This is a genomic window from Mesorhizobium sp. M0184, from assembly GCF_040322215.1.
In the GTDB taxonomy this organism is placed as follows: Bacteria; Pseudomonadota; Alphaproteobacteria; order Rhizobiales; family Rhizobiaceae; genus Mesorhizobium.
Genome location: NZ_JAMYSZ010000018.1, coordinates 79,654 through 100,013, shown reverse-complemented (window position 1 = coordinate 100,013; position 20,360 = coordinate 79,654). Strand labels below are relative to the sequence as shown.

General features: G+C 59.7%; 16 protein-coding genes and 1 pseudogene. 6 read left to right on the top strand and 11 right to left on the bottom strand.

The window, feature by feature from the left end; genetic code table 11:
* Positions 1-70: 70 nt before the first annotated feature.
* Positions 71-349 (bottom strand): annotated as a pseudogene (locus tag NKJ23_RS21590) (integrase core domain-containing protein); the annotation flags it as partial.
* A gap of 715 nt (positions 350-1,064) precedes the next feature.
* Between NKJ23_RS21590 and NKJ23_RS21585 the strand changes: the two are divergent.
* The 5 genes from NKJ23_RS21585 to NKJ23_RS21565 all read left to right on the top strand — a co-directional run bounded on the left by NKJ23_RS21585 (position 1,065) and on the right by NKJ23_RS21565 (position 6,825).
* The gene (locus NKJ23_RS21585) at positions 1,065-1,544 is read left to right on the top strand and encodes a hypothetical protein (protein WP_352682186.1); all 480 of its coding nucleotides are present in this window, start codon (positions 1,065-1,067) and stop codon (positions 1,542-1,544) included.
* 123 nt (positions 1,545-1,667) lie between these two features.
* Positions 1,668-2,366 carry a thermonuclease family protein gene (locus NKJ23_RS21580; RefSeq protein ID WP_352682184.1) on the top strand — a complete coding sequence of 233 codons (699 nt, stop codon included), beginning with the start codon at positions 1,668-1,670 and terminating at the stop codon, positions 2,364-2,366.
* A gap of 919 nt (positions 2,367-3,285) precedes the next feature.
* Positions 3,286-4,401, top strand: coding sequence for an ABC-three component system protein (locus NKJ23_RS21575; RefSeq protein ID WP_352682182.1), 1,116 nt, complete (start codon positions 3,286-3,288; stop codon positions 4,399-4,401).
* A 1-nt stretch (position 4,402) separates the two neighbouring features.
* Positions 4,403-4,888, top strand: coding sequence for a three component ABC system middle component (locus NKJ23_RS21570; protein WP_352449733.1), 486 nt, complete (start codon positions 4,403-4,405; stop codon positions 4,886-4,888).
* The gene (locus NKJ23_RS21565) at positions 4,888-6,825 is read left to right on the top strand and encodes a DUF3732 domain-containing protein (protein WP_352541483.1); all 1,938 of its coding nucleotides are present in this window, start codon (positions 4,888-4,890) and stop codon (positions 6,823-6,825) included. The genes NKJ23_RS21570 and NKJ23_RS21565 overlap by 1 nt, the downstream gene beginning before the upstream one ends.
* Positions 6,826-7,251: 426 nt before the next feature.
* On the opposite strand, the gene NKJ23_RS21560 is transcribed toward NKJ23_RS21565, so the two are convergent.
* From NKJ23_RS21560 to NKJ23_RS21540, 5 genes are all read right to left on the bottom strand, one after another.
* Positions 7,252-8,616 (bottom strand): patatin-like phospholipase domain-containing protein, encoded by a 1,365-nt coding sequence (locus tag NKJ23_RS21560; protein WP_352682180.1) that lies wholly within the window; start codon positions 8,614-8,616, stop codon positions 7,252-7,254.
* Between the two features lie 11 nt (positions 8,617-8,627).
* The gene (locus tag NKJ23_RS21555) at positions 8,628-8,960 is read right to left on the bottom strand and encodes a hypothetical protein (RefSeq protein ID WP_352682214.1); all 333 of its coding nucleotides are present in this window, start codon (positions 8,958-8,960) and stop codon (positions 8,628-8,630) included.
* Positions 8,961-8,972: 12 nt separating this feature from the next.
* Complete coding sequence (locus NKJ23_RS21550; RefSeq protein ID WP_352449736.1) at positions 8,973-9,944, bottom strand: HNH endonuclease family protein; 972 nt, start codon at positions 9,942-9,944, stop codon at positions 8,973-8,975.
* Positions 9,944-11,974 (bottom strand): AAA family ATPase, encoded by a 2,031-nt coding sequence (locus tag NKJ23_RS21545; RefSeq protein WP_352682178.1) that lies wholly within the window; start codon positions 11,972-11,974, stop codon positions 9,944-9,946. Before NKJ23_RS21545 ends, NKJ23_RS21550 begins: the two co-directional genes overlap by 1 nt.
* A gap of 543 nt (positions 11,975-12,517) precedes the next feature.
* Positions 12,518-13,891, bottom strand: a complete 1,374-nt coding sequence (locus NKJ23_RS21540) for a transposase (protein WP_352682176.1) — start codon at positions 13,889-13,891, stop codon at positions 12,518-12,520.
* A 155-nt stretch (positions 13,892-14,046) separates the two neighbouring features.
* Between NKJ23_RS21540 and NKJ23_RS21535 the strand changes: the two genes are divergently transcribed.
* On the top strand, positions 14,047-15,084 hold the full coding sequence (locus tag NKJ23_RS21535; protein ID WP_352682174.1) for an IS110 family RNA-guided transposase: 1,038 nt from the start codon (positions 14,047-14,049) through the stop codon (positions 15,082-15,084).
* 659 nt (positions 15,085-15,743) lie between these two features.
* Here the strand turns inward: NKJ23_RS21535 and NKJ23_RS21530 are convergent.
* Genes NKJ23_RS21530 through trbL form a run of 5 tightly spaced genes read right to left on the bottom strand, consistent with a single transcriptional unit; the run spans position 15,744 to position 20,328 of the window.
* Positions 15,744-16,016, bottom strand: coding sequence for a DUF2274 domain-containing protein (locus tag NKJ23_RS21530; RefSeq protein ID WP_352449738.1), 273 nt, complete (start codon positions 16,014-16,016; stop codon positions 15,744-15,746).
* Between the two features lie 11 nt (positions 16,017-16,027).
* Positions 16,028-17,245: a TraB/TrbI/VirB10 family type IV secretion system protein gene (locus NKJ23_RS21525; RefSeq protein ID WP_352682172.1), complete on the bottom strand. Its 1,218-nt coding sequence runs from the start codon at positions 17,243-17,245 to the stop codon at positions 16,028-16,030.
* Between the two features lie 10 nt (positions 17,246-17,255).
* Positions 17,256-18,284: a P-type conjugative transfer protein TrbG gene (trbG, locus tag NKJ23_RS21520; protein ID WP_352682170.1), complete on the bottom strand. Its 1,029-nt coding sequence runs from the start codon at positions 18,282-18,284 to the stop codon at positions 17,256-17,258.
* Complete coding sequence (gene trbF / locus NKJ23_RS21515; RefSeq protein ID WP_352682168.1) at positions 18,274-19,005, bottom strand: conjugal transfer protein TrbF; 732 nt, start codon at positions 19,003-19,005, stop codon at positions 18,274-18,276. Before trbF ends, trbG begins: the two co-directional genes overlap by 11 nt.
* Positions 19,006-20,328, bottom strand: a complete 1,323-nt coding sequence (trbL, locus tag NKJ23_RS21510; protein ID WP_352682166.1) for a P-type conjugative transfer protein TrbL — start codon at positions 20,326-20,328, stop codon at positions 19,006-19,008.
* Between the last annotated feature and the right edge of the window lie 32 nt (positions 20,329-20,360).

The following is a 20,360-nucleotide window of genomic DNA, read 5'->3' as shown; positions in this document are numbered from 1 at the left end:
AGCGCTGTTGTAGGCCGCCTCGCGTCTGAAGACTGCAAAGTTATGGCCGCCCTGACGTTTCCCCCAAATTTTATCCAGTCGTGAGTTCGTTTCCGGGGGTGGATTTGCCCTGATGGCCGGTGGACGCGACGGGTGCTGGCGCGGAGCGTTTCACGTTGCGCAGCGCGAGCGACCGTCGCGGGTTGAAGATCGATGCACATTCGTTGGGTGTCTGCCATCCGATGTGCGAGTGCGGACGCGCGCCGTTGTAATCGGCGCGCCATACATTGAGCCTCGCGCGGGCCTGGGCCAGGGACGTGAACCGCGTCTCGTTGAGGAGTTCATCGCGAAGGGGGCCGTTGAAGCTCTCGCGTTAGGGTCCTAGCCAACCTCCGACTGTGAACTCGCGGAAGCGATTTACGGCAAGCGCACACAGCAGCTCGTCCACGGCGTTCGTACATGAAGTTTGGAAACTTATAATACTGGTACACACCTCCATGGGGGAACATTATCTCCAATATCTCAGCGATTGCCGGATAGCTATCTGCCTTCACCTACCTCGGCCTAGTGCAGAATCTTGGCCGAATGAACTCGGCGCTCTTGCTGCACACCAATGGTCCGTCCCGCGCGAAGTGCGATCATACCGCCGCAGCTTACCTTCAAATCCGGCACTGGCGAGGATCTAGATCCAAGCCGACGGCGCCGGGCATCAAATAAAAAGCCGCCGACCGAAGCCAGCGGGCTTGATTGGGATGGCCCGCGCGGACGGTCAAGACTGCGCCGGCCGACCATGACGGAGGGACCACCTTGGTCAACGGCACGGCCCGATGACGGCGTGCCGATGTACCACAACATGCGGCGAGATAGAGCCTTCCGGCGTCGCGGAAAAAAAGCCCGCCGGTTTTGAGCCAGCGGGCAAGTTCTGGAGTGGCTGAGATCAACCCAGCATCAGTCAACGACCGGCGGAAGGGTTGGTTGCAGTGGATGCCAGCTAGCCGCAGCATGCTGTGAATCGTAGCAAAGTGAAAAACAAAACTCTGGACTTCTAGGTCGGACTCGCCCCAATATTTGTTTGGGGGATTCACATGAAAATTGGAGCACTCATCGCAAGTGCAGCCCTGTGCGTCAGCGGCTGCTCTACGAGCGCTGTCGTGTCGGACAGCGATCTCACGGCAATGAATACCGTTGCGCTATGTCACGTTCTCGCCAGCAGCACGGACGAACAGTATCGTAGCAGGGTAGCGGCCCTTCTAGTGCGCAGGGGCGCAACAGCAGAGAAGTGCACCAGGCTTGTGCAAACCGACAATGCTGTCGCGACAGGCATAGCGATCGCGGCTGTCGGCGGCGCAGCTGTGGGTGTCGCTGCCAACAACGGCTATGGAGGCGGAACATATTACCGGCCACCGCCACCACAAACCTATGGCGTCGCGTGGGACCAATTCTATGGCCAGAACTACAGCGTTATCTGGCGCTGCCGCGACCGGTCCACCGGGCGGTTCCTTGACGATTACTATTGCGCCGGCCTGCCCATGGTCGACAGCGCATGGCCGGGCTGGTCGGCGTAGCGGATGAGCAGGCCATACCGCAAATATCGATCCAATCGGTGGCAGAGACCCACCGGTGCCAAGCTGTGGCGGCGCCAACTTGCGAGCGTGCCGGCAATGCTCGGTCTTACGGCAGCGGCGGCGGTGGCCGCCTTCCTGGCGCCGTCGGGCGCGCAACGTAGCGACGATGCATCAAAGGCCAGCCCACGAAGGGCGGCGCCCGCCTCGCTTACCGGTGTCGCTTCCGTCATTGACGGCGATACGATCGAAATCCACGGCCAGCGCGTCCGCTTCAACGGCATCGACGCGCCAGAGAGCCGGCAGCTGTGCCGCGATGCGAATGGCGCCGAGTATCCTTGCGGCCGGCGATCGGCCGAAGCGCTGGACACTTTCCTGGCCGCGTCGAGGCCGCTCGAATGCACATTCGCGACGTGGGACCGCTACCACCGCTTTGTCGGCGATTGTCGGCGCGCCGACGGCGCGGGCGTGGCCGCCTGGATGGTCAAGCACGGCCAGGCGCTGGATTGGCCTCACTACAGCCAGGGCGCTTATGCGGGGCAGCAGGCGCAAGCCCAAGCCTCAAAGATCGGCCTGTGGGCCGGGACGTTTCAGGCACCCTGGGAATGGCGCGCTGCGCACGCCGACGGCGCGGCGCCGTCGAGTCGCCCGCTGGGCATCATCAGCCGTAAGCTGGTCGCGCAGAGCGGCTATTCTTGCGAGCCGCGGAGAACGTGCAAGCAGATCGGTTCCTGCGACGAAGCCAACTGGTACCTGCAAAACTGCTCATGGGGCGGAAAACTCGATCGCGACAAGGATGGGATCCCATGCGAAACACTCTGCTAGCTGAAATGTAACGGAGTAAGCGCGCTACGGCCTGTTCGGCTTTCCGCTTACACCGATCCAACGAAGACCATGCATGGGCGACGCGGTCTGCTAACCCCATTTTTTGACGAGGTATTCTATATCTGAAGGGCAGAAAAAGTTATTGCGACAATAGAGAGAAGACGCCTTAACTAAGACTTTCAAAACCGTTAAGTGTATGCTGGCAGGCGATCAAGGCGTGATGTTGCCCTGTCGGGGGGGCGAGTAAAATGCAGACTGTGATGAGTCAAAAGCTGGCAAGCTATGGCCAGTGGACCTTACCGTGGTGCCTGGGCCTAGAGATTGCGGCCGCAGCGATTGGTCTTACGACAGGTGTAGCATTAGGCGTACAAGCGTTTTCTGCAAGCGAGTCTGTCACTGCAATGGATTTGACGCTCGCCAGTGCACCCTTTCTCATGGTGGCAATCGCGGAGCTCACCAAGATACCGATAGCTACCCACCGCCAAGACCTTGGATCGGACCTAAGTGTTCGTCCGTTGTCGGAATCCAGCTAATTTGGCCCTGTGTTCCTGAAGATTTTACCAAAAGCGCCTTCAGGGAGGAGGTGCCCATCTTGCGGATGAGAAATCAGTGGCCTGTCAATGTAATGTATTTCGCGGGTGGCGCAGCCGGTTGTCGGAGCACCTTTTGCTGCGCAATTCAAATAGGATTGAAACCACCTGTTTTTCCTATGGGAAACACTCCAGAAATATCGGCTTGAAATTGCAATTGCCGCGAGAGATCGCCAAGCTGATGACAAGGTCGATTCGACTTGGGTGGCAGGTAGCGATTGTCTGGGATAGAGAGTTTTTCTGCAGCAGACTCCTTGGTGGGATATGTCTACCAATGTGAGTATGCGCTATTTCGAGCCCTGGATACGGATGATCCCGCGGAAGGCTTCATGGTGGAAACCTTCGACGACGTGGTCGTCGGAGGCAAGGACGACGCGTTTGAGCTTTTGCAGCTGAAACACCACGACCCCGCCAAGGCAAAGGCCTTCACCGACAAAAGTGCGGATTTGTGGAAAACGATCCGCATCTGGTCCTCTCTCGTCAGGGACGACGCTGTCGATCCAAGCAAAACCGCGTTCTTTTTGCTCACCACTGCCCAGCCCTCGTCCTCTGCGATGCTTGTGGATTATCTAGCGCCCAAGGGAATCACGGGAGGAACGAGGCACGTAAAGGCTGCTAAAGGCCTTCTCATGCAGATCGCGAAGGAGATAGAGGCCGGAACGACGGGTAGCATGAAGAAGAACGTCGAGCCTTTCTTGGCATTACCAGAAGCCGTTCGCGACGTGCTGATTGGAAACATGACCATAGTGCCGGGAGTGGCGGTTATCGAGAGCCTTCGCCAGAAGATCGTCAAGCGATTAAGCCTGACGGGTGCTACGACCGGAAACCTGGAGCGCTTGGCGCAGTCGCTGGTTGGCTGGTGGTACTGGGTTTTGATCGAGCGCCTCAGAACGAAAGAGAAAGTGCCGATCAGTAAAGAGCTGCTCCAAGAGAAAATTACGGATTTGGTTTCCCAGTATGTCGTGTCGAGCTTGCCTATATTCGAAGACATCACGGACCCGAACGCCGACCAAAAGGCTCGCCTGTTGCAGAGGCTGTTCGTTCGGCAATTGATGGCTATCGGGCACGCTCCGGACAAGACGGCGGTCGCCGGGGCGCTACTTGATGTCTACAAGGCTGATGGGCACATAAAGCGCTGGATTGAGAGCCTGCGGCTGCAGCCAAAGGAATTACAAGAGTTCAAGGATCAGCTTTACGGTCACTGGGCAGCGAAATTCGGTGCGATCGAACCTGACGCAGACGCTTGCCTTGGCCGGGACGGCGTAGAATTTGAGCTAGAAAAGCTCGGCCGAACCGCTCTAAGCGGCTCACTCTCGGGAAGTCAGGCAAAGCTCAAGGACGTCGAGCTCGATTATCTACGGCGCGGCGTCTTACACCTCATGGCGAACGAACCAGTGATCGGTTGGCACCCTCACTGGACCGCGAAATTCAAGCCGGACGAATAATATGGCGTTTGCTCCCTGGAACGATCGGCAGACAGATTTCGCCAACTATTTTAATCCGGGCTATCTCGGCGTCCTCGTGTATAGCATGGCCAAAGGCTATAGCGTTACTAATGGGGGCATGTCGCTGGCCCTTGCGTTTCCCGGCATCGCCATAGCCTTGCATCCCGATATCCGGAATGCCCTTCCCCGCACTATCGCTACCCGATTTTCGAAGTGGCTGAGGGATCACCCAGAACTTCGAACCGACCTGATCTCATCTACGCAGTCCCTTGTTCCGCAGGTCAAGGAGGCCGTTTTGACGTCGCTCCGCTCGAACTGGGTCTCGACTGAGAACGGCCGCCTGATTGCGGCCACCAAGGGGCCTCCGATCTTGAAGTCGGACAAAACCCTTGATGACGACCAGAAGGCGGCCGCATTTGTCGGGAAGTGGTTCGCGAAGGTAGGAGACGACAGAGAAATCTACCAACAGGTAGGAGTAAAACCATAATGCAAATCCAGAGCGTGGTCCTTTACTCCCTTGACGGCAGGATCAACGAAATCTCGTTCGACCTAGGTCGCGTGAACATCCTCACTGGCCCAAGCGGTCGGGGAAAGTCTGCAATGCTAAGCGTCGTCGATTACTGTCTTGGAGCATCGCGTTTCGAGATCCCGGCAGGTGTGATCTCGAATGCCGTGTCATGGTTCGCCTTGAAACTGGATTTTGGTGCGGAAAGGTTATTCGTGGCCCGCCGTAGCGTCCCCGTAGGGAGGACGGCGAGCAATGAGTTCTTCGTGCGGCCAAACCCGGACCACGAAACGCCGCCTATGAGTGATTTGAAGCCGAATGCTCGTCGGGATGATCTTGTAGAAAAGATCGGATCGCTTCTAGGCGTGGGAGTCACACTTCTTCCTCGGGCCGACGGCACGGCTGACCGACAAAAGCTTACCTTCCGGTCAGGTCTTATCTACAGCTTCCAAAAGCAGAATGAGATCGCCAACCCGGACCTGTATTTCCATCGTCAAAGCGAACTCGCTCAGACGATAAGAGATACGTTGCCATACTACCTCGGGGCAATCTCCCCTGCCATCATCGAAAAGCAAGCCGAACTCCGCAATAAGCGGAAGAGACTGCGAGAGGTCGAGCGTGCGCTTGAACGCGGCGTATCGATCGCCGCCAATCGTGACACGGAACTCGTATCAATTGTGGCGGAAAGCACCCGGCTGGGTTTGATTGCGACATCCGACATCCCAGCTAGGAGGTCGACGGCACAGATACTCGAGAGAGTTTCTTCGGCCCTCCAAACCACTCTTTTCGCCGGTAGCCAATTAGCGGACGGTCAGGACGTTGACGTCCTCAAGCAGATGAATACTGAGCTACTGAATAAGACTCGTGAAAGGTCAGATCTCAAAAAAGAGATTGACGCTCTGGAGCGTTTTGAGAACGACCAAAACGTCGTCGATAGCGCGCTCAACGAGCAGCGGCGACGTTTGACGGCGTTGCATCTCCTCGCAGATGACCACGATTCCAAGCAATGCCCGGTTTGTGAAAGCTGGCTAGAGGGTGTCACGCCGGCTGTAGCGGATATGAAGCAATCTTTGGAAACGCTTGCCGTCGAACTTGCGATGGTGAATTCGGACAAGATCGATGTCCGGGAACAACTCTCAAAGCACCGTGCCGCCGTTACCAATCTCACGTCGGAAATCGCTTCGCTTAGGCGCGAGGTTCAACGCTTGAAGGTCGAGGAAGACTCCATCAAGTCGCTATTGGAGCAGAAACACGAGGTTGCCCGGCTTTCTGGCATGATCGACATGTTCCGCAGGCTCATATCGGTCGACGACGACGAGACACGTGTCGCGATGGAACTTGAGAGGGCCTCCTTGGTCACGGACATCGAAGAACTCGAATCAGAGACTAACCTGTCAGACGTACGTGCGAAGACCGCGACCTTCCTCGGCGGTATCGGGCAGCAGATCACCCGCTGGGCTCGCGAGCAACGTCTCGAATACGCGAACGGTTTTCTGACATTTGATCTCCGCGGGCCGAGGCTTGTCAGCGAGACTGCAGACGAGACGATTCCGTTTTCGCGCTTTGGCAGCGGACGGAACTGGGTCTGGTATCACTTGCTCGGCCATCTGGCTCTCCACGAATGGTTTGCCTCGAACAAGCGGCCCGTACCTAACTTTTTGATCCTCGATCAGCCGTCACAGGTCTATTTCCCTTCAGCTAACGGGGAGACAGAGGACAATGACTGGATGGAGGTCCGCAAAATCTACGAGTGGCTTTTCGACGTCGTCGAAAAACTTGATGGCCAGATGCAGATTATCGTCACCGACCACGCGAAATTCGAGAACGACTCGCGTTTCACAGACCACCTCAAGCACGACTGGTGGGAGGGAGGATCCCTGGTGCCCCAAGATTGGTTGAAGCAAAACCTGCAGTCCTGATGAACCCCCGACGTCATGGTCGCCACGTAAGTCGATGACAGTCATAGTGGTGGGCCCGCCTGCCATCAACTTTGTTTGGCGCGACATCGCTCTGCCACGAGAAGAATATTCCGATCATCGTCTCACCAATATCGCCTTCAACAACCAGCGAAATGCCGTATCAACCGGCCGGGAGGCATTTTGTCGATTGTGAGGTTTTCCCTGCCACCCTGTCGTCACGAGATCATGCTTTTTTTCGCCGCATTCTGCCGGATGCGATGCCAATAAATTTTGGACCGCTGCACCTCTAAACAAGTATCCCCCGGCACATGGCGGTTCGATATGATGAACATAGACACCGCACGGGGATCGATGAGTTTGAAACAACCGCGACGTCTTGACCTTTGTCGATCAGACATCTTCGCGGTCCGGCTGCGATTGTCGCGGTCAATAGTCCATCCGGGCAACAGAGCGGATCCGGCTGCGGCTCTTCGGCATATGATCGTCGAAGCTTTCCAGACGCTGTTGCTTCTGAAACGCTTTTCCAAGAGCGGCGATCGCCTGCGCTCGTTCTCGCAAGATCTGCCGTTCGCTTACCGAGAGATCCTTGTAGGATGACGGTTCGTAGCTGGTTGCGATCTCTGCGTATCCAAGCGAGCCCGGTTCGGGTTCTTCTGCGTAGGCATCGGCGAATTGGCGCAGCATCTCGTCGAGCGCGCGGACTTCGACTAGATACCGACGCCACTTGTGCTCGTTGAGTTCGAAATCGTTTGTGATGAGGTCGCCGGCACGTTCGCCGAAGCCGGTGAGCTGGTCTATGCGGGCGGGTGGCATATCCAGGTTGAGGCCGCCCTCCTCCGGTTTGAGGTCGACCGTCACGATCCGTTCGCGATAGCCGGCGAGGATCGACTGGAGGGAATCCTGCCAGTCCTTGGCGCTGTCAAACAGGGCGAACACGAAGGCGATCAGGCCGGAAAAGCCTTGCGTTGGCAGGAGTTGCCCCTGTCCCGCCTTTGTCGGAAGAAATACGCGGGTTTCCCCGGTGCTTTCCGGCTTCTCCCGCCGGCGGTCATATTCGCCGAGAGAGATGCCAAAGGTCGGGCGCGACGGCAGGAAGCGGTCGAAGAAATGTACCGGAAAATTTGACGACAGCCCTCCGTCGGAGAACATGCAGCGCACCAACCTGTCCTGTTCGGGGACGCCGACCAGCGTATAGTCGATCCTGTAGAGCGGCACCGCCGAGATCAGTGCCGGGAAGCTGAGGCTCATACGTGCGAGGACCACTAGCGGAAGATTGTCGATCTTGAACGGATAGAGGTCGCTTGACCCCTCCTTTGGCGTCGTCAGCATCGCGTCGACGACGCGAGCAGGAAAAAGCGAACGGAACTCCCGCTCGGAAAAGAGATGAAGGTTATTCTCCATCGGCAGCACGTAGGGGCGATGCGAGGTGATATCGGTGGTTACCGTTTGCACCTTGATCTGGCGGGATTGAAGATCCTTGACCCCAAGCGGTGCCCCGGTGGCCGAACGCCCGGCGACGAGATCTATCGTGTCGGCTAGCCACTCCGTCAGGGCGGGATGGCCGGCCGTCATATAAGGTTGGGTCATTCCGTTGCAGAGGCCGTAATCGGCCTGCGGGAGCCTGCGGGCGACATCGCGGGCGGCGACCAAAGCCGCTGTGGCGGCCGGCAGAAGAAGGAGCAGAAACAGGAACAGCAAGACAACGAGCAGCGCCGCTGGCAGGGAATGCCAGGTGAACGGGATCATGATGGCGATTATGATCGCAGGGATGGCACCAAAAAGGGCTGGCACCGGGTAGCCCTTCAAAAGCGCGAAGACCGTGCCCCCGCGATACTTTTCGACATCGCCGCCAGCACTAGATCGAAGACCGGGCGAAGCTCCTGGCGAGGCTGGAATTTCTCCAAGAGCGTCGCTGACAGCTGCTTTGGGAGCGCCTCGATCTTTTCAAATCCGCCTTCGGCGCGACCGAATTCGGCGGCGGCAGTGACCACCGCGGCAATCGCGCCGGCCGACGTACCGCCGATATTGCGGAAGCGGTACTTGCGCGAAAGTTTCACGACGGCCTTCGGGTAGACAACCCCACTTGTGATCCCGCCCTTCATGACGAGGTCGCAGCTCAGTTCAGGCGCGCTCATGTCCCATCTACCTCAATTGATTTTAAGCGTGTCCGACCAGGCCTTCACGAGGCTCGAATAGGGTTGGCCCGGCTCCGCCATCGTGCGGATTTCGTCGAGGATTTGGTTGACCAGCAGGTCGAGCCGCGCGCCCATGGTCTTGGTCTGCTGATCAAGGCTGGCAAGCAGCGTCTCCGAAATCTTGCCGATCTCGTCGATCAACCGGCTCAGGAAATCTAGCTTGCGCAGGACCCGTGTTCTCTCCTGAACCAATCCGAGCCGGTTCAGGCCGTAGACATGGATCGATGTCAGGCCACGCCTGGAAGGGACGTTGTCCTTGAAGGTCGGAAGGACGAGGCCGAGAGGGTCGCCACGGTCAATGTGAAACACCAAGTGCTCTTCCGGAACGTCAACGCAGGGGTTGATCAGGTCGGGCTGCTCGTCGATACCGGGAAAGTCCGCCGTCGCCCTGGCTGCACCGGCGATCGGAAACAAATCCTGCTTGCCAAGCGATGCCTTGACACCTTGCATTTCAGGAGCCGCCAGCAGTTGCGCGAGACTCTCGGGGAATCTCGGCAAGTCCTGCCAGCGCCGCCGATTGCAATCGATGCAACTTGGCAGCAGGTTGTCCCACACCATGGCAAGCCACCAGTAGCCGGGATGATTGGCAACTCGGGCGATGCGTCCCTTTGGCCGGTAATGTTCGACATCGACCGGCGCTTGGTTGGCATACCGGCTTTCGCAATAAGCGCATTTGCCGAAGAACAGCTTGTCGAGCGCGTATTTGACTGCTTCGTCGGAATAGGCGCTGAAACTGAACGTCTTGTCCTTCTTTTTCCTGGTTTTCGCACCTGGAGCCGCAGCGCCGGCGGCCGCTGTCACAGCTTGTGCCTTTGCCTGCGCCGCGAAGAAGATCTTCGCCTTTGCCAGTTCCTTGCCGCCGCGGCTTTTCTCACCGACAAGAACAGCCGGCGCCGAAACCAGGGTCCGATCGACGCGCCGCATCAGATGCCCTCCAGGACGGCCAGGATCCGCCTCTTCGTTTCATCGCGCAGGACCTCGCGTGGCCGGCCGGCAAGGTTGCGCCGCTTGACGAGGTAGTCGGCAACGGCCTCCTGCACGAGGCGGGCAGCCTCGCTCATGCCGACCGGAAGGGCATCCACTACCTGCCTGCGGATCGCGTCCATCGCAGTTCTGACGTCCTGGTCCGGCGCACTCCCGTCCTTTCTTGCGAGATAGTCGCCAAGCCTTGCGAGGCTTGCCTCGATCTCGGGGTCGTCGGTGGAAAACAGGCTGAACAGGTCCGAGGTCAGGAGCTGCTCGATGGTCAGCGCCGACACCTTCGGCAACTGGGTGAGGCTGTCGACCATGAGCGGGATCTGGCCGCTGCCTAGCTGCCTGGCGACCTTGCTCAACACCACCACTTCACCGTCGCGCATTCCCCTGAGGCACAACGGATCATGCGTCGTGACGATGAAGGTCATCGACGGCAATGCAGTGCGCAGGCCCTTCATGATGTGGATCTTCCAGCGCGGATGGAGATGGGCCTCGACCTCGTCGATCAGCACGATCCCTTCCGCCGAGGTCAGCGTTGTGAAGTTCGGATTGATGTCGCGATCCATGAGCCATCGCAGGATGTCGCAGGACAATGCGAGAATGGTACGGAAGCCCGACGAGACGTTTGAGAGCGGGGTCCTGCTCTTCTTGCCGGACGCATCAATCTGCATCTCAACGAAGCATCGCCTCTTGGCCTCGTCTCGATGGATGACTTCGATCTCTTCGGCCGCCCCGAAGATCACTCCCAAGGCCTGGACGACGGCCCGGTACTCGGTCGGCGGCAACCCGAGAAGCCAGTGCTCCGGATTGCTGAGCAGGCTGTCGGTATGGAACAGGCTGAGCACCGGTCGTGACGGTTTCCAGTCATGCAGGTCGCGCACATAATGACGGTAGGCGCCGTAGCCGAAGACCAAGGGCAATCGGTTCTCGCCGATTTGAGAATAGCCCTTGGCACCGACCGTGAGTGTCGAGACCTGTCCATTGTCGAACTGAAGGCGAACCTTGGCCGATCGCCTTTGCGGCAGGTCCTCGGCACCCATGAAGCTGGGGTTGAGCCTTAGGCTACCCGGTTCTTCCACCAGGTCGGGGCGCGCGTCGGTGCCGATGAGGGCAAGCGCGATCGCCTCTAGGATGGAGCTCTTGCCAGCAGCGTTTTCGCCAAGGATCAACAATGCCTGCGCCATGCGTTCGGTCGAGTCTGGTGCAGCAGGCAGTTTGATCGACAGCGTCTCAATGGCCTTGAAGTTCGTCAGCCGGATTTCCTTGAGGCGGGGGGGTGCTCCCGCTATGTCGTCTTCCTCGACGATATTCGCAGAAGCGGCAATCCGCACAATTTCCGCGTCGCTGGCATCGACCTGGCGCCTGAGTATCCGCCAGAGGCCTACGAATTCATTGGTGTCGTTCGGCCCATCGCCTTCAAGTTTTGCATAATCGTCGAAGGCCTGCTTTCGTCTGGTTCTCAATCGCGTCCGATTGAGCCGGAAATGCTTGATGGTTTCCTCGCCCTGTGGACTTGCAGCTTCCATCGATCCGTCTTTCCGCGGGACGAGATGGCGGGCAATGTCGTCGGCACAGGGATCGACCAGGAGCGGTGCCTCGTTGAGGACCATGTCCGGCCACGTCCCGTCGCCTTTCTCGACAAACCGGGCATATTCTTCCGGCGCCGGGATAGGCGTCCTCTGTCCGTCGACCGGGAAGTAATTGGTTCGTTTCGGCCTGCAGTCCCCGCAGCTCGGATAGAGATTGATCCAGGCATCCGACAGCCAGCCGTAGTAGAGATGGGCATCGCGTGCCCGCCCGTCCTCCTCGCTGCCGATCGTTGGCTCGGCATCGTTCATCGGCCTGAAGCGGTGCAGGAACATGCTTTTCGAAGCCTGTTCGCAGAACGCGCACTTTCCCAGGAACATGTGCGAGAGATCGCGCATGATCTCCCGTGACTCGAGCTGCATGATCGGAACGCGGGTCTGTTCGCGTTTCATCGGATCCAACTGAAGATAACGGAGAAAGGATTGACGTCTCTCCGTAGCGAGCGAGCCCCCCAAGGCCGCTGGCGGACTTGGTGCCCGCGCGACGTTTCGCATGATCTACTCCAAGTGATTCGGTGTCGGCACGTCAGGCTTCATTTTAGGCTAAAAGACGATTCCTCGGCGGGCAGCGTTTTCTACCTTTTAGAGCCAAGGCTGATCATGTGAATATCGCGAGAAACTTGCAACCATAAAGTTTCTTCGAAGAATAACTTCTCGCCTGCTGCGGCTCATAGCTGTGACTTGCCTCATCTAGTCGGGAGAGAGCAGCGGAGCCGCGAGGTTATCGGCCCAACGCCCCGCCCGTCGAAGCCCAGTAAGTTGCAATATCATGATCTACCTAGGCCTGATCGGCATCACGATCACGCCACAAGCTCACGTGTCGTGTCTGCGGCATCATGTCTGCTTTCAGTGGATTGTGTTGAAGAAGTCGGTGATTAAGCCAGGCGTTCTTTTCGCCGCGACGAGTTGCGATTGGGTCGAGGCGGCCTCCTTGCCCTAAGTGGCTGGGATTGGTGTCCGGATAGTGCAGATCTTGGCCAATTTCCTGAGGTTCTGGGCGATGGCTGCGAGGTGGAACTCATCGCGGGCACCACAGGGGCCGCGCAATCGCAGTCTGTCGAGCTTCAGGATGCGCTTGAGGTGCGCGAACAGCATCTCCACCTTCTTCCGTTGATAGCGTGAGGTTTGGTAGGCCTCGGTCTTGGCGATGTCGCGGGCCATGTCGCGCGCGCCCTCATAGATCGAGCGCAGCACTTTGCGCGCCGGCTCCTTCGGGCAACAGCGGGGCTTCAGCGCACAGGCGTCGCAATCCAGCTTGCTGGCGCGATAGCGCATCATGCCATTCTCGTCGACGAGAGGGTGTGGCACCCGATAGGTCTTCTGGCGCTGCCTGAGCGTCTTTCCGCCAGGGCAAATATAGGCATCGGCCTTATGGTCGTAGGTGAAGTCGTCGCGCGAGAAGGTGCCATCCTTGCGCCTAGACTTGTCGAACACCGGGATATGCGGCTCGATCCCACGCTCATGCACCAACCAGTTCAGCATTTCGGCCGAGCCGTAGCCGGTGTCGGCAATCAGCCGCTCTGGCCACAGGCCGAGCTCGTCGTGCGCCCGCTCGATCATGGTCTTGGCGGCCGTCACCTCGGCTTGGCGCACCGCGGTCGAGGGCTCCACATCGACGATGACGGCGTGCTCCACGTCGATCAGATAGTTCGTGCAATAGGCATAGACGGCCGGGCCGCCCCAAGAGGCGGTCCAGCGCGCGGCGGGATCAACAGGGGAGACGAACTTGGGCTCCACCGGCGTGGCGGCCCCGAAGGCGGCGTCATCCAGAGTGGCGAGATACTCAGCCACGGCCCGCTTGGCTTTGGGATTGAGGTCCTCGGCCGTTTCGATCCCGCGCTGACGATGGGCGTCGGCGACGATCATGCTGGCATCGACCGCAAAGCCTTCGCCGCCGACGAGCCCTTCAGCTATGCAGCGCCGGACGACGGTCTCGAACAGTTCGCGCAGCAGGTCGGCATCGCGGAAGCGGCCGTGGCGGGTCTTGGAGAAGGTTGAGTGGTCAGGCACATCACCCTCGAGGCCAAGCCGGCAGAACCACCGATAGGCCAGGTTCAGATGTACCTCCTCGCACAGCCGGCGCTCCGAGCGGATGCCGAAGCAATAGCCGACGATCAGCATGCGGATCAGCAGCTCAGGGTCGATCGAGGGACGGCCGATCGAGCTGTAGAAGGGCGCCAGATGCTGGCGGATGGCGGACAGGTCGACGAAGTGGTCGATCGCTCTGAGCAGGTGATCCGCCGGCACATGCCGCTCCAGGCTGAAGCCGTAGAACAGCTCCTCCTGCATCACACTTTGCTCGCCCATCATCGACTCAATCTCCTCTTACGACGAAGATTGAATCAGATGGGATATTCGGCTTGAGCCCCATCTTCGACGGTGATGGACGGAGGTGCTGCGCTCCGAGCTGATGATAGAACGTGGTCTGCAGCTACAGCCACAAGCATCAGGAAAGGAAACGCAGCATGAAGCATTATGCCGGATTGGATATCTCGGTAAAAGAGACCGCCGTTTGCATTGTCGATGAAACTGGCAAGATCTGCCGCGAGGTCAAGGTGGTCAGCCACCCCGACGACCTCACCGCGGTTCTGAAAGGTCCCGCCTTGCGCATCGAGCGGATCGGGCTCGAGGCCGGACCGTTGTCGCAATGGCTGTTCGAAGGCCTGGCCAAGGCCGGTTTGCCGGCAATCTGCATCGAGACCCGACACACCAAGGCATTCCTCAAGGCGCGGCCGAACAAGACGGATCGCAATGATGCGCGCGGCATCGCACAGATGATGCGCGTCAACCTGTTCCGCCCGGTGCATGTCAAGACGCTGACGAGCCAGAAGCGCCGCGCGCTGCTGACGGCGCGCAAGCTGCTGCAGGACAAGGCCCTCGCCATCGAGAACGACCTGCGCGGCCTGTTGCGCAATTTTGGGCTCAAGGTTGGCGTCGTCGGGACCGTCAAGTTTGAGGATTGGATTCGCGAGCTCGTCGAAGGACGCTGTGAACTGGCCGAAATTGTCACGCCGCTGCTGGAGGCGCGCTGCAAGCTGCGAGAACAGTTTACAGTTCTACATCGCAGACTTCTGAGAATCGTGCGGGACGATGAGGTCTGTCGGCGCTTGATGACGATCTCCGGCGTTGGTCCTGTGGTGGCGCTGGCTTATACCGCGACGATCGACATTCCACAGCGATTCAGAAACTCCAAAACGGTGGGGTTCATCCTGGGACTGACGCCGGTGCTCAACCAATCAGGTGAAAGTCACCGCGTCGGTCGCGTCTCGCTGTGCGGCGACGGGATGATGCGCACCTTGCTCTACGAAGCCGCCCAAGTGATGCTAACGCGCGTCAAGAAGTGGTCATGGCTGAAGGCGTGGGCGATGAATGTCGCCAAGCGGTGCGGTCTGCGAAAAGCGATCGTGGCACTCGCCCGCCGGCTGGCGGTCATCATGCACCGCATGTGGGTGGACGGCACCGAATTCCGCTGGACGCGGGAGGCCTCGCCAGCCGCTATCTGACCGGGAAGGCCGTAAGGAGAGAGACAAGTTCCGCCACCGGCGGAAGCACGTCCTTCGCGGGACGATGGATGAGGCGAGTTCGTTGAAGCACTCGGACCGGTCGCTCACTGCAGCCGATCAGGCCGCGAATCAGATTGTGCCGCTTCATTCTCCTGATCCCATGCTGGGAGGGCTAAAGCCGATCCCGTAGAGAAGCGAGGCCCCGCGAAAGACGTCAAACGCCGGAGAAGCCGCAAGCTCGAAAGCGCTTGACCTCAACATGCCGAATAGAGAAGTGCTTCAGGACTGCTGCAACCCGGACTTTTTCAACACATTCAGTGGATATTTGTTGAAAAAGTCCGCGTCGCGGTCGCCCGTGGCACTTTCGTAGCATGGCGTTCCGCAGAGACCCCAAAATTGAATCCTGATTCCATGCAATGCGCCGGGGTGGAACTGGATTCTAATATCGATGGCGATTTGCGGTGCGCCGGACTTTTTCAACACTATCAGTGCACGTCTGACGTCGACGGGGTGACCGACATGAGGCGCAGAGCCGGCATTGGTTCGGGGCAGATCAGCTCGACTATTGTGCCCTATGTTTCGGCTTGCCGCCGGCAAGTTGCTTCAATGCATTCGCCCGCCTAGAAAGGTGCCCCCTCGGACTCACTGGTCGCTGTGACTTATTCGGACCCTGAAATTGGCTGCCGCCGCGATTTCTCTGACTTGTCGACGACAGGGAGCCCTTCCTTTCTGGCCTTGGCAAACGCTCGATCGCTCTCCAGGAACTCCGCCAGCATGAACGGGATCAGTTCCGCTACCGATTCGGACTCGCCATAGGTCTGACGATAAAGCGCCGCATAGTCCTGCAGTGCTTGGTTCAGGTCTGCACTTACGCTTATGGTGATCTTCGAAGGTGTCCGATCCGGAAGTTTGCCGAGTTTCAGATTGGTCATGATGACTCCAGTCAATTCGGGTACGGCCGTAGCACAAGATCCTTGTGCACGATGACGCGCAGTGGCCAACCAGGGCGGACGGTGATCGTGGGCTGAATATTGAGGTTCTTCTCGGTGATGCGCTGGCCAGCTTGACTGACGTTCTGCTGAGCGGATTCGCGGATTGCTTTGACCAGGTCGCTTTCGTCTTGCCCGAGGCTCAGCTCCGTGCCGACCCCCAGCAACGTGGCCAGCGGAACGCCTTTCATCAGCTGCCAGGTGTGGAAATCCACCTTGTCCTCAAGCCCGGCATAGCCGGCGGTGTCCGTCGCCGGCAGATTGTCGATTTCGATCGAAGAGCCGTCGGGCAGCAGTATCCGTTGCCAGACCAGCAGCGCGCGCCTTTGTCCAAAGGCAACAACGCTGTCATAGGTGCCAATCAGGCGAGAGCCTTGCGGAATGAGCAAGGTGCTGCCGGTGACTGTGTCCTGCACATTCTCGGTGACCTGTGCGACGACGAGGCCGGGCAAGTCGGAATTGATGCCAGTGATCAGGCTCGCTGCGATGACGCTGCCGGCCATCAGCTGATACGGCGAAGCCGGCGTCTGCAGTGCATGCAGATTGTAGATTCCACTTGTGTTCCGCTGGCTGACAAAATCGAGCTTTCGCTGTTGATTGTTTTGGTCGCCCTCGGCCGGTGCTACGGAAGCTGAATCGCGTGCGGCGTCCGATTGTGGAGCCGTTGCCTCAAAGGGTGGACGCCCGCCCTGCCCGTTGCCGGCGGCATCCGTTAGCCGGGGTCGATTTTCGATCCGGAAGAAGACTTGCGATTCGCGCGCCTCGATCGCCTGCTGTGCAAGGCGCTGCTCCTCCGCCGAAACCTCCTGGCCCGGCGCGATGCCCAGCTGGCGTTGGTGCTCAAGGATGGGGCGGCCGAGGTCGCCGGGCAGCGGTGGTCCAAGCACCGGAGGCTTGGGCTTGATCCCGGAATAGTCTTTAGGCAGCCTTTCAATTGCCTCCGCGGTTGGCTTCCGCTCAGTGTTGTAAAGCTCTTCAGCCTGCTCTTTGATGCGCAGCGCCGGTCCCTGCAGCGCCATCATGGTGACGCCTAGAACGGTCCCGGAACCAACAGCAGCAATGGCGACAATAATGCCGCGCTTGAAGCGCACAGCGCGGCGAGGCGAGGCCCGCAGCTGCAGCTGTTCTGGATCGAGTTTCGGTGAAGCATCGGAGCGGGAAGTATCCGTCATGGGCCGTCCCTCACCTGCTGGACCGCGAAAAGAGCAATATCCGCCGCGGCGCTTGCCTGCCGTCGGTCCTCGTGATGCGCACCACCTGCTGCTGCTTGGCGCCGAGGCGCAGTTCGGCCGCGGCGAAGAGGCGATCGACGATGTAATAGTTGCCCCGTATGCGGTAGTTGACGAGCTGGTTGTCCCCGTCAGCACCGACGATGAAGAGCGGTGGGGCCTCGCCCTGATCGATGCGGCGCGGGAACTCGATGTAGACCTTGCTGCCATCATCGAACGCGCGCGTCGGCCTCCAGGGCGGCATGTCGCCGGTAATCGAATAGCGGAAGCGAATATTTTCGAGAGCCACATTCGACGCCACTGGCATAGCGGCGTCGGCCTGCGCATTGCGCCGGCGTAGCGCGATGATCTGGTCCTCGCTGTAAGTCCAGGAGATGGCTGCCATGGCGGTCTTATCCGTGCTTTGAAGCTGCAGGTGATAGCTTCGCCGGTCCGTGGTGATCACCAGATTGGTGGCAAGTCCTGGCGCGAAGGGCTTCACCAGCACATGGGTGCGCTGGTCATCGCCGGAGCCACTGACGGTGTCGCCAATTACCCAGCGCACTGTATCGCCGGCCGACACGGATTGGAGTTTCTCGCCTGACTGCAGAGCGATATCGCTGACGCGCTCCGGTGCGGCATAGAGCTGGTAGAGCGCGCCTTCGGCAAAGGGGTAAACCTGCACCGCATTCACATAGCCATATTTGGTGGGTTGCTGCGTCGCCGCCTTGTTGGCATCGGCGACACGTTCTTCAGGCGAGCGCTTGTCTTCAGCAGCCTTGCCCGGCTCGGGCTGCAACTGGCCGGGCAGCGGCAGCGGTTTCGGCACTTCCACGACTTTGACGGGCTTCCCCGGCGCCTTCTCAATCGCGGCCGGCTTGAAGTCAGCATGGTCATAGGAAATCTGCGGCGGCGGCACCGGCTTCGAGCCACAGGCGGAAATGACCGCAGCCGACGCCGACAGGATCAGCGCAGTGCGGAGAGACGAGAGTCTATTTATCATTGGCGGGCTCCTTTGGGGGAACGGAAGTTTGCGCGGCACTGTCGAGCTCGCGCGACCAGTCGATTGCGTTGATGAAGACGCCGAGCGGGTTTTTGCGCAGCTGATCGGTATTGTTCGGCGGCCGGATCACAATGGTGAGGATCCCGGTCCAACGCGTTGTGCTGGCGAGGCTGCCGCGCTCAAAGACCTGCTCGGTCCATTTGACTTGATAGGAGCTGTCGGACGCTCGAACCACGCTCGTCACCTGCACCGAGACGCTGCGCGTCCCGATCTTGCCGAACGGGTCGTTGGCCTTAGCGTACTCGTTGAGAAAGAGGGCTCCACGGTCGGTGGCAAAGTCGTAGGCCGACAGCCAATTCTGCCGCACTAGCACCGCATCGGTGGAAACAGAGCGGACATTCTGGATGAAGCGGCCGAGATGCCAGGCGATCTGGGCATCGGTGGGCTCGTAGGTTTGGATTGCCGGCGCGACAGCCCGTGTCTCACCGAAGCGGTCGACCTCGACAACATAAGGCACAACGCGGCCCTGCATCGACTGCCACAAGAGTCCACCAGAGAGCCCGGTGGCCAGAGCGAGGCAGCCAAAGGCCATCAGGCGCCAGTTCCTTGCCTGCACGCGCGCAGTGCCGATGCGCTCGTCCCAAAGTTGGGCGGCCTTCTGGTATGGTGTGACGGGGCGGGGCGTCTTCCCGTAACGTTGAACTGGTCGCTTGAAGAACATCTAGTCTTCCTTATCGTTGAGAGAGGGGTTGGCGCCGCTTCCACCCCGATCGCCATCGCGGACGGCCTGCGTGGCGGCGTGGCGATGGGCGCGCGCGGTCTGTTCGGAACGCAAGCGCCTCGCCCACGCCGGCGCGGCATTGGCACCTGACGCGGCAGGGTTTCCGGTCATTGATGCGGTCGGCGTGCCGCCCGTCGCGGTCCAGGCGGCATCGCGGCCGGCATCGGCGCTGCGCCGGAATGGTTCTGTTGCAGATCGCATTCCCCGCATCGCGGCGCCGCCAGCTGCGCCGGCAACGCCCTGCAGTCCAGCCGCTACGCCGGAGAGGCCGGACTCGGGCGATGTTGCACGCCCCATCTGCCAAGCTGTGGAAGCAGCCGATCCCATGGCCGTGCCGGCTCGAACGGCGGCGAGACCGCCGCCGGTTGCCATGCGCGCGCCGGCAAGCGCCGCACCTCCGGCAACGAGCGTTGATCCGGCGGCCGCCGCGGTGGTTCCGAGTGCGGCTCCCGCGCCAAGCTGCGGCGCGCCCGAGACAAGACCCGAGGCAATTCCCGGCCCGAAAATGCCGAGCCCAAGCAGCGCCAACGCGCCCAGCACCTGTGACATGGCCGCGGCCAAGTCCGGCTCCTTGCCTTGCAGGGCGGAAGCGAACTCGCCGAAGAGCGTGGAGCCGATGCCGACGATGACGGCAAGCACCATCACCTCAATGCCCGACGAGATCACATTGCCGAGCACGCGCTCGGCCAGAAACGCCGAGCGGTTCCAGAGCGCGAAGGGCACCAGAACAAAGCCGGCCAATGTGGTGAGTTTGAACTCCAGGATGGTGATGAAAAGCTGGATGGAAAGGATGAAGAAGGCGATGAGGACCAGGAACCAGGCGAGAAGCAGCACGAAGATGGTCAGCGCGTTGCCAAAAATCTCGGGAAAGCCGACTAGCTGGCTCGCTTGATTGAGCAGCGGCCAGGCGCCCTCGAAGCCGGCCGCGGCAATGCGGCCTGGCCGCAGGAGACTGTCGGCGGACAAATTGCCGGACGAAGCGTTGATGCCGAGCCCGGCAAAGGAGCGGTAGATAATATCGGCAAGGCTTCTGAAATTGTTCAGGATGAACGCGAAGGCGCCGACATAGAGCACTTTTCGGACGAGCCGACCGAGAATATTGGGTTCGCCGCCGAACGCCCAGACCAGGCCCGCCAGCGTGATGTCAATGCCGATCAGGATGGTGGTGAGAAAGGCGACGTCGCCCGAAAGCAGACCGAACCCGCTATCAATATAGCGGGTAAAAGTCTCCATGAAGCGATCAATGACGCCGAGGTCATTCATGTCGCCGCCTTCCTCGTTGTCTTGAAGAACTG

Coding starts and splice junctions, on each gene's coding strand:
- NKJ23_RS21575 (WP_352682182.1), top strand. CDS start 3,286: ATGGTGGAAACCTTCGACGACGTGGTCGTCGGAGGCAAGGACGACGCG.
- NKJ23_RS21540 (WP_352682176.1), bottom strand. CDS start 13,891: ATGATGGGCGAGCAAAGTGTGATGCAGGAGGAGCTGTTCTACGGCTTC.
- NKJ23_RS21535 (WP_352682174.1), top strand. CDS start 14,047: ATGAAGCATTATGCCGGATTGGATATCTCGGTAAAAGAGACCGCCGTT.
- NKJ23_RS21545 (WP_352682178.1), bottom strand. CDS start 11,974: ATGAAACGCGAACAGACCCGCGTTCCGATCATGCAGCTCGAGTCACGG.
- trbL (WP_352682166.1), bottom strand. CDS start 20,328: ATGAATGACCTCGGCGTCATTGATCGCTTCATGGAGACTTTTACCCGC.
- NKJ23_RS21570 (WP_352449733.1), top strand. CDS start 4,403: ATGGCGTTTGCTCCCTGGAACGATCGGCAGACAGATTTCGCCAACTAT.
- NKJ23_RS21565 (WP_352541483.1), top strand. CDS start 4,888: ATGCAAATCCAGAGCGTGGTCCTTTACTCCCTTGACGGCAGGATCAAC.
- trbF (WP_352682168.1), bottom strand. CDS start 19,005: ATGTTCTTCAAGCGACCAGTTCAACGTTACGGGAAGACGCCCCGCCCC.
- NKJ23_RS21525 (WP_352682172.1), bottom strand. CDS start 17,245: ATGACGGATACTTCCCGCTCCGATGCTTCACCGAAACTCGATCCAGAA.
- NKJ23_RS21550 (WP_352449736.1), bottom strand. CDS start 9,944: ATGCGGCGCGTCGATCGGACCCTGGTTTCGGCGCCGGCTGTTCTTGTC.
- NKJ23_RS21530 (WP_352449738.1), bottom strand. CDS start 16,016: ATGACCAATCTGAAACTCGGCAAACTTCCGGATCGGACACCTTCGAAG.
- trbG (WP_352682170.1), bottom strand. CDS start 18,284: ATGATAAATAGACTCTCGTCTCTCCGCACTGCGCTGATCCTGTCGGCG.
- NKJ23_RS21555 (WP_352682214.1), bottom strand. CDS start 8,960: ATGAGCGCGCCTGAACTGAGCTGCGACCTCGTCATGAAGGGCGGGATC.
- NKJ23_RS21585 (WP_352682186.1), top strand. CDS start 1,065: ATGAAAATTGGAGCACTCATCGCAAGTGCAGCCCTGTGCGTCAGCGGC.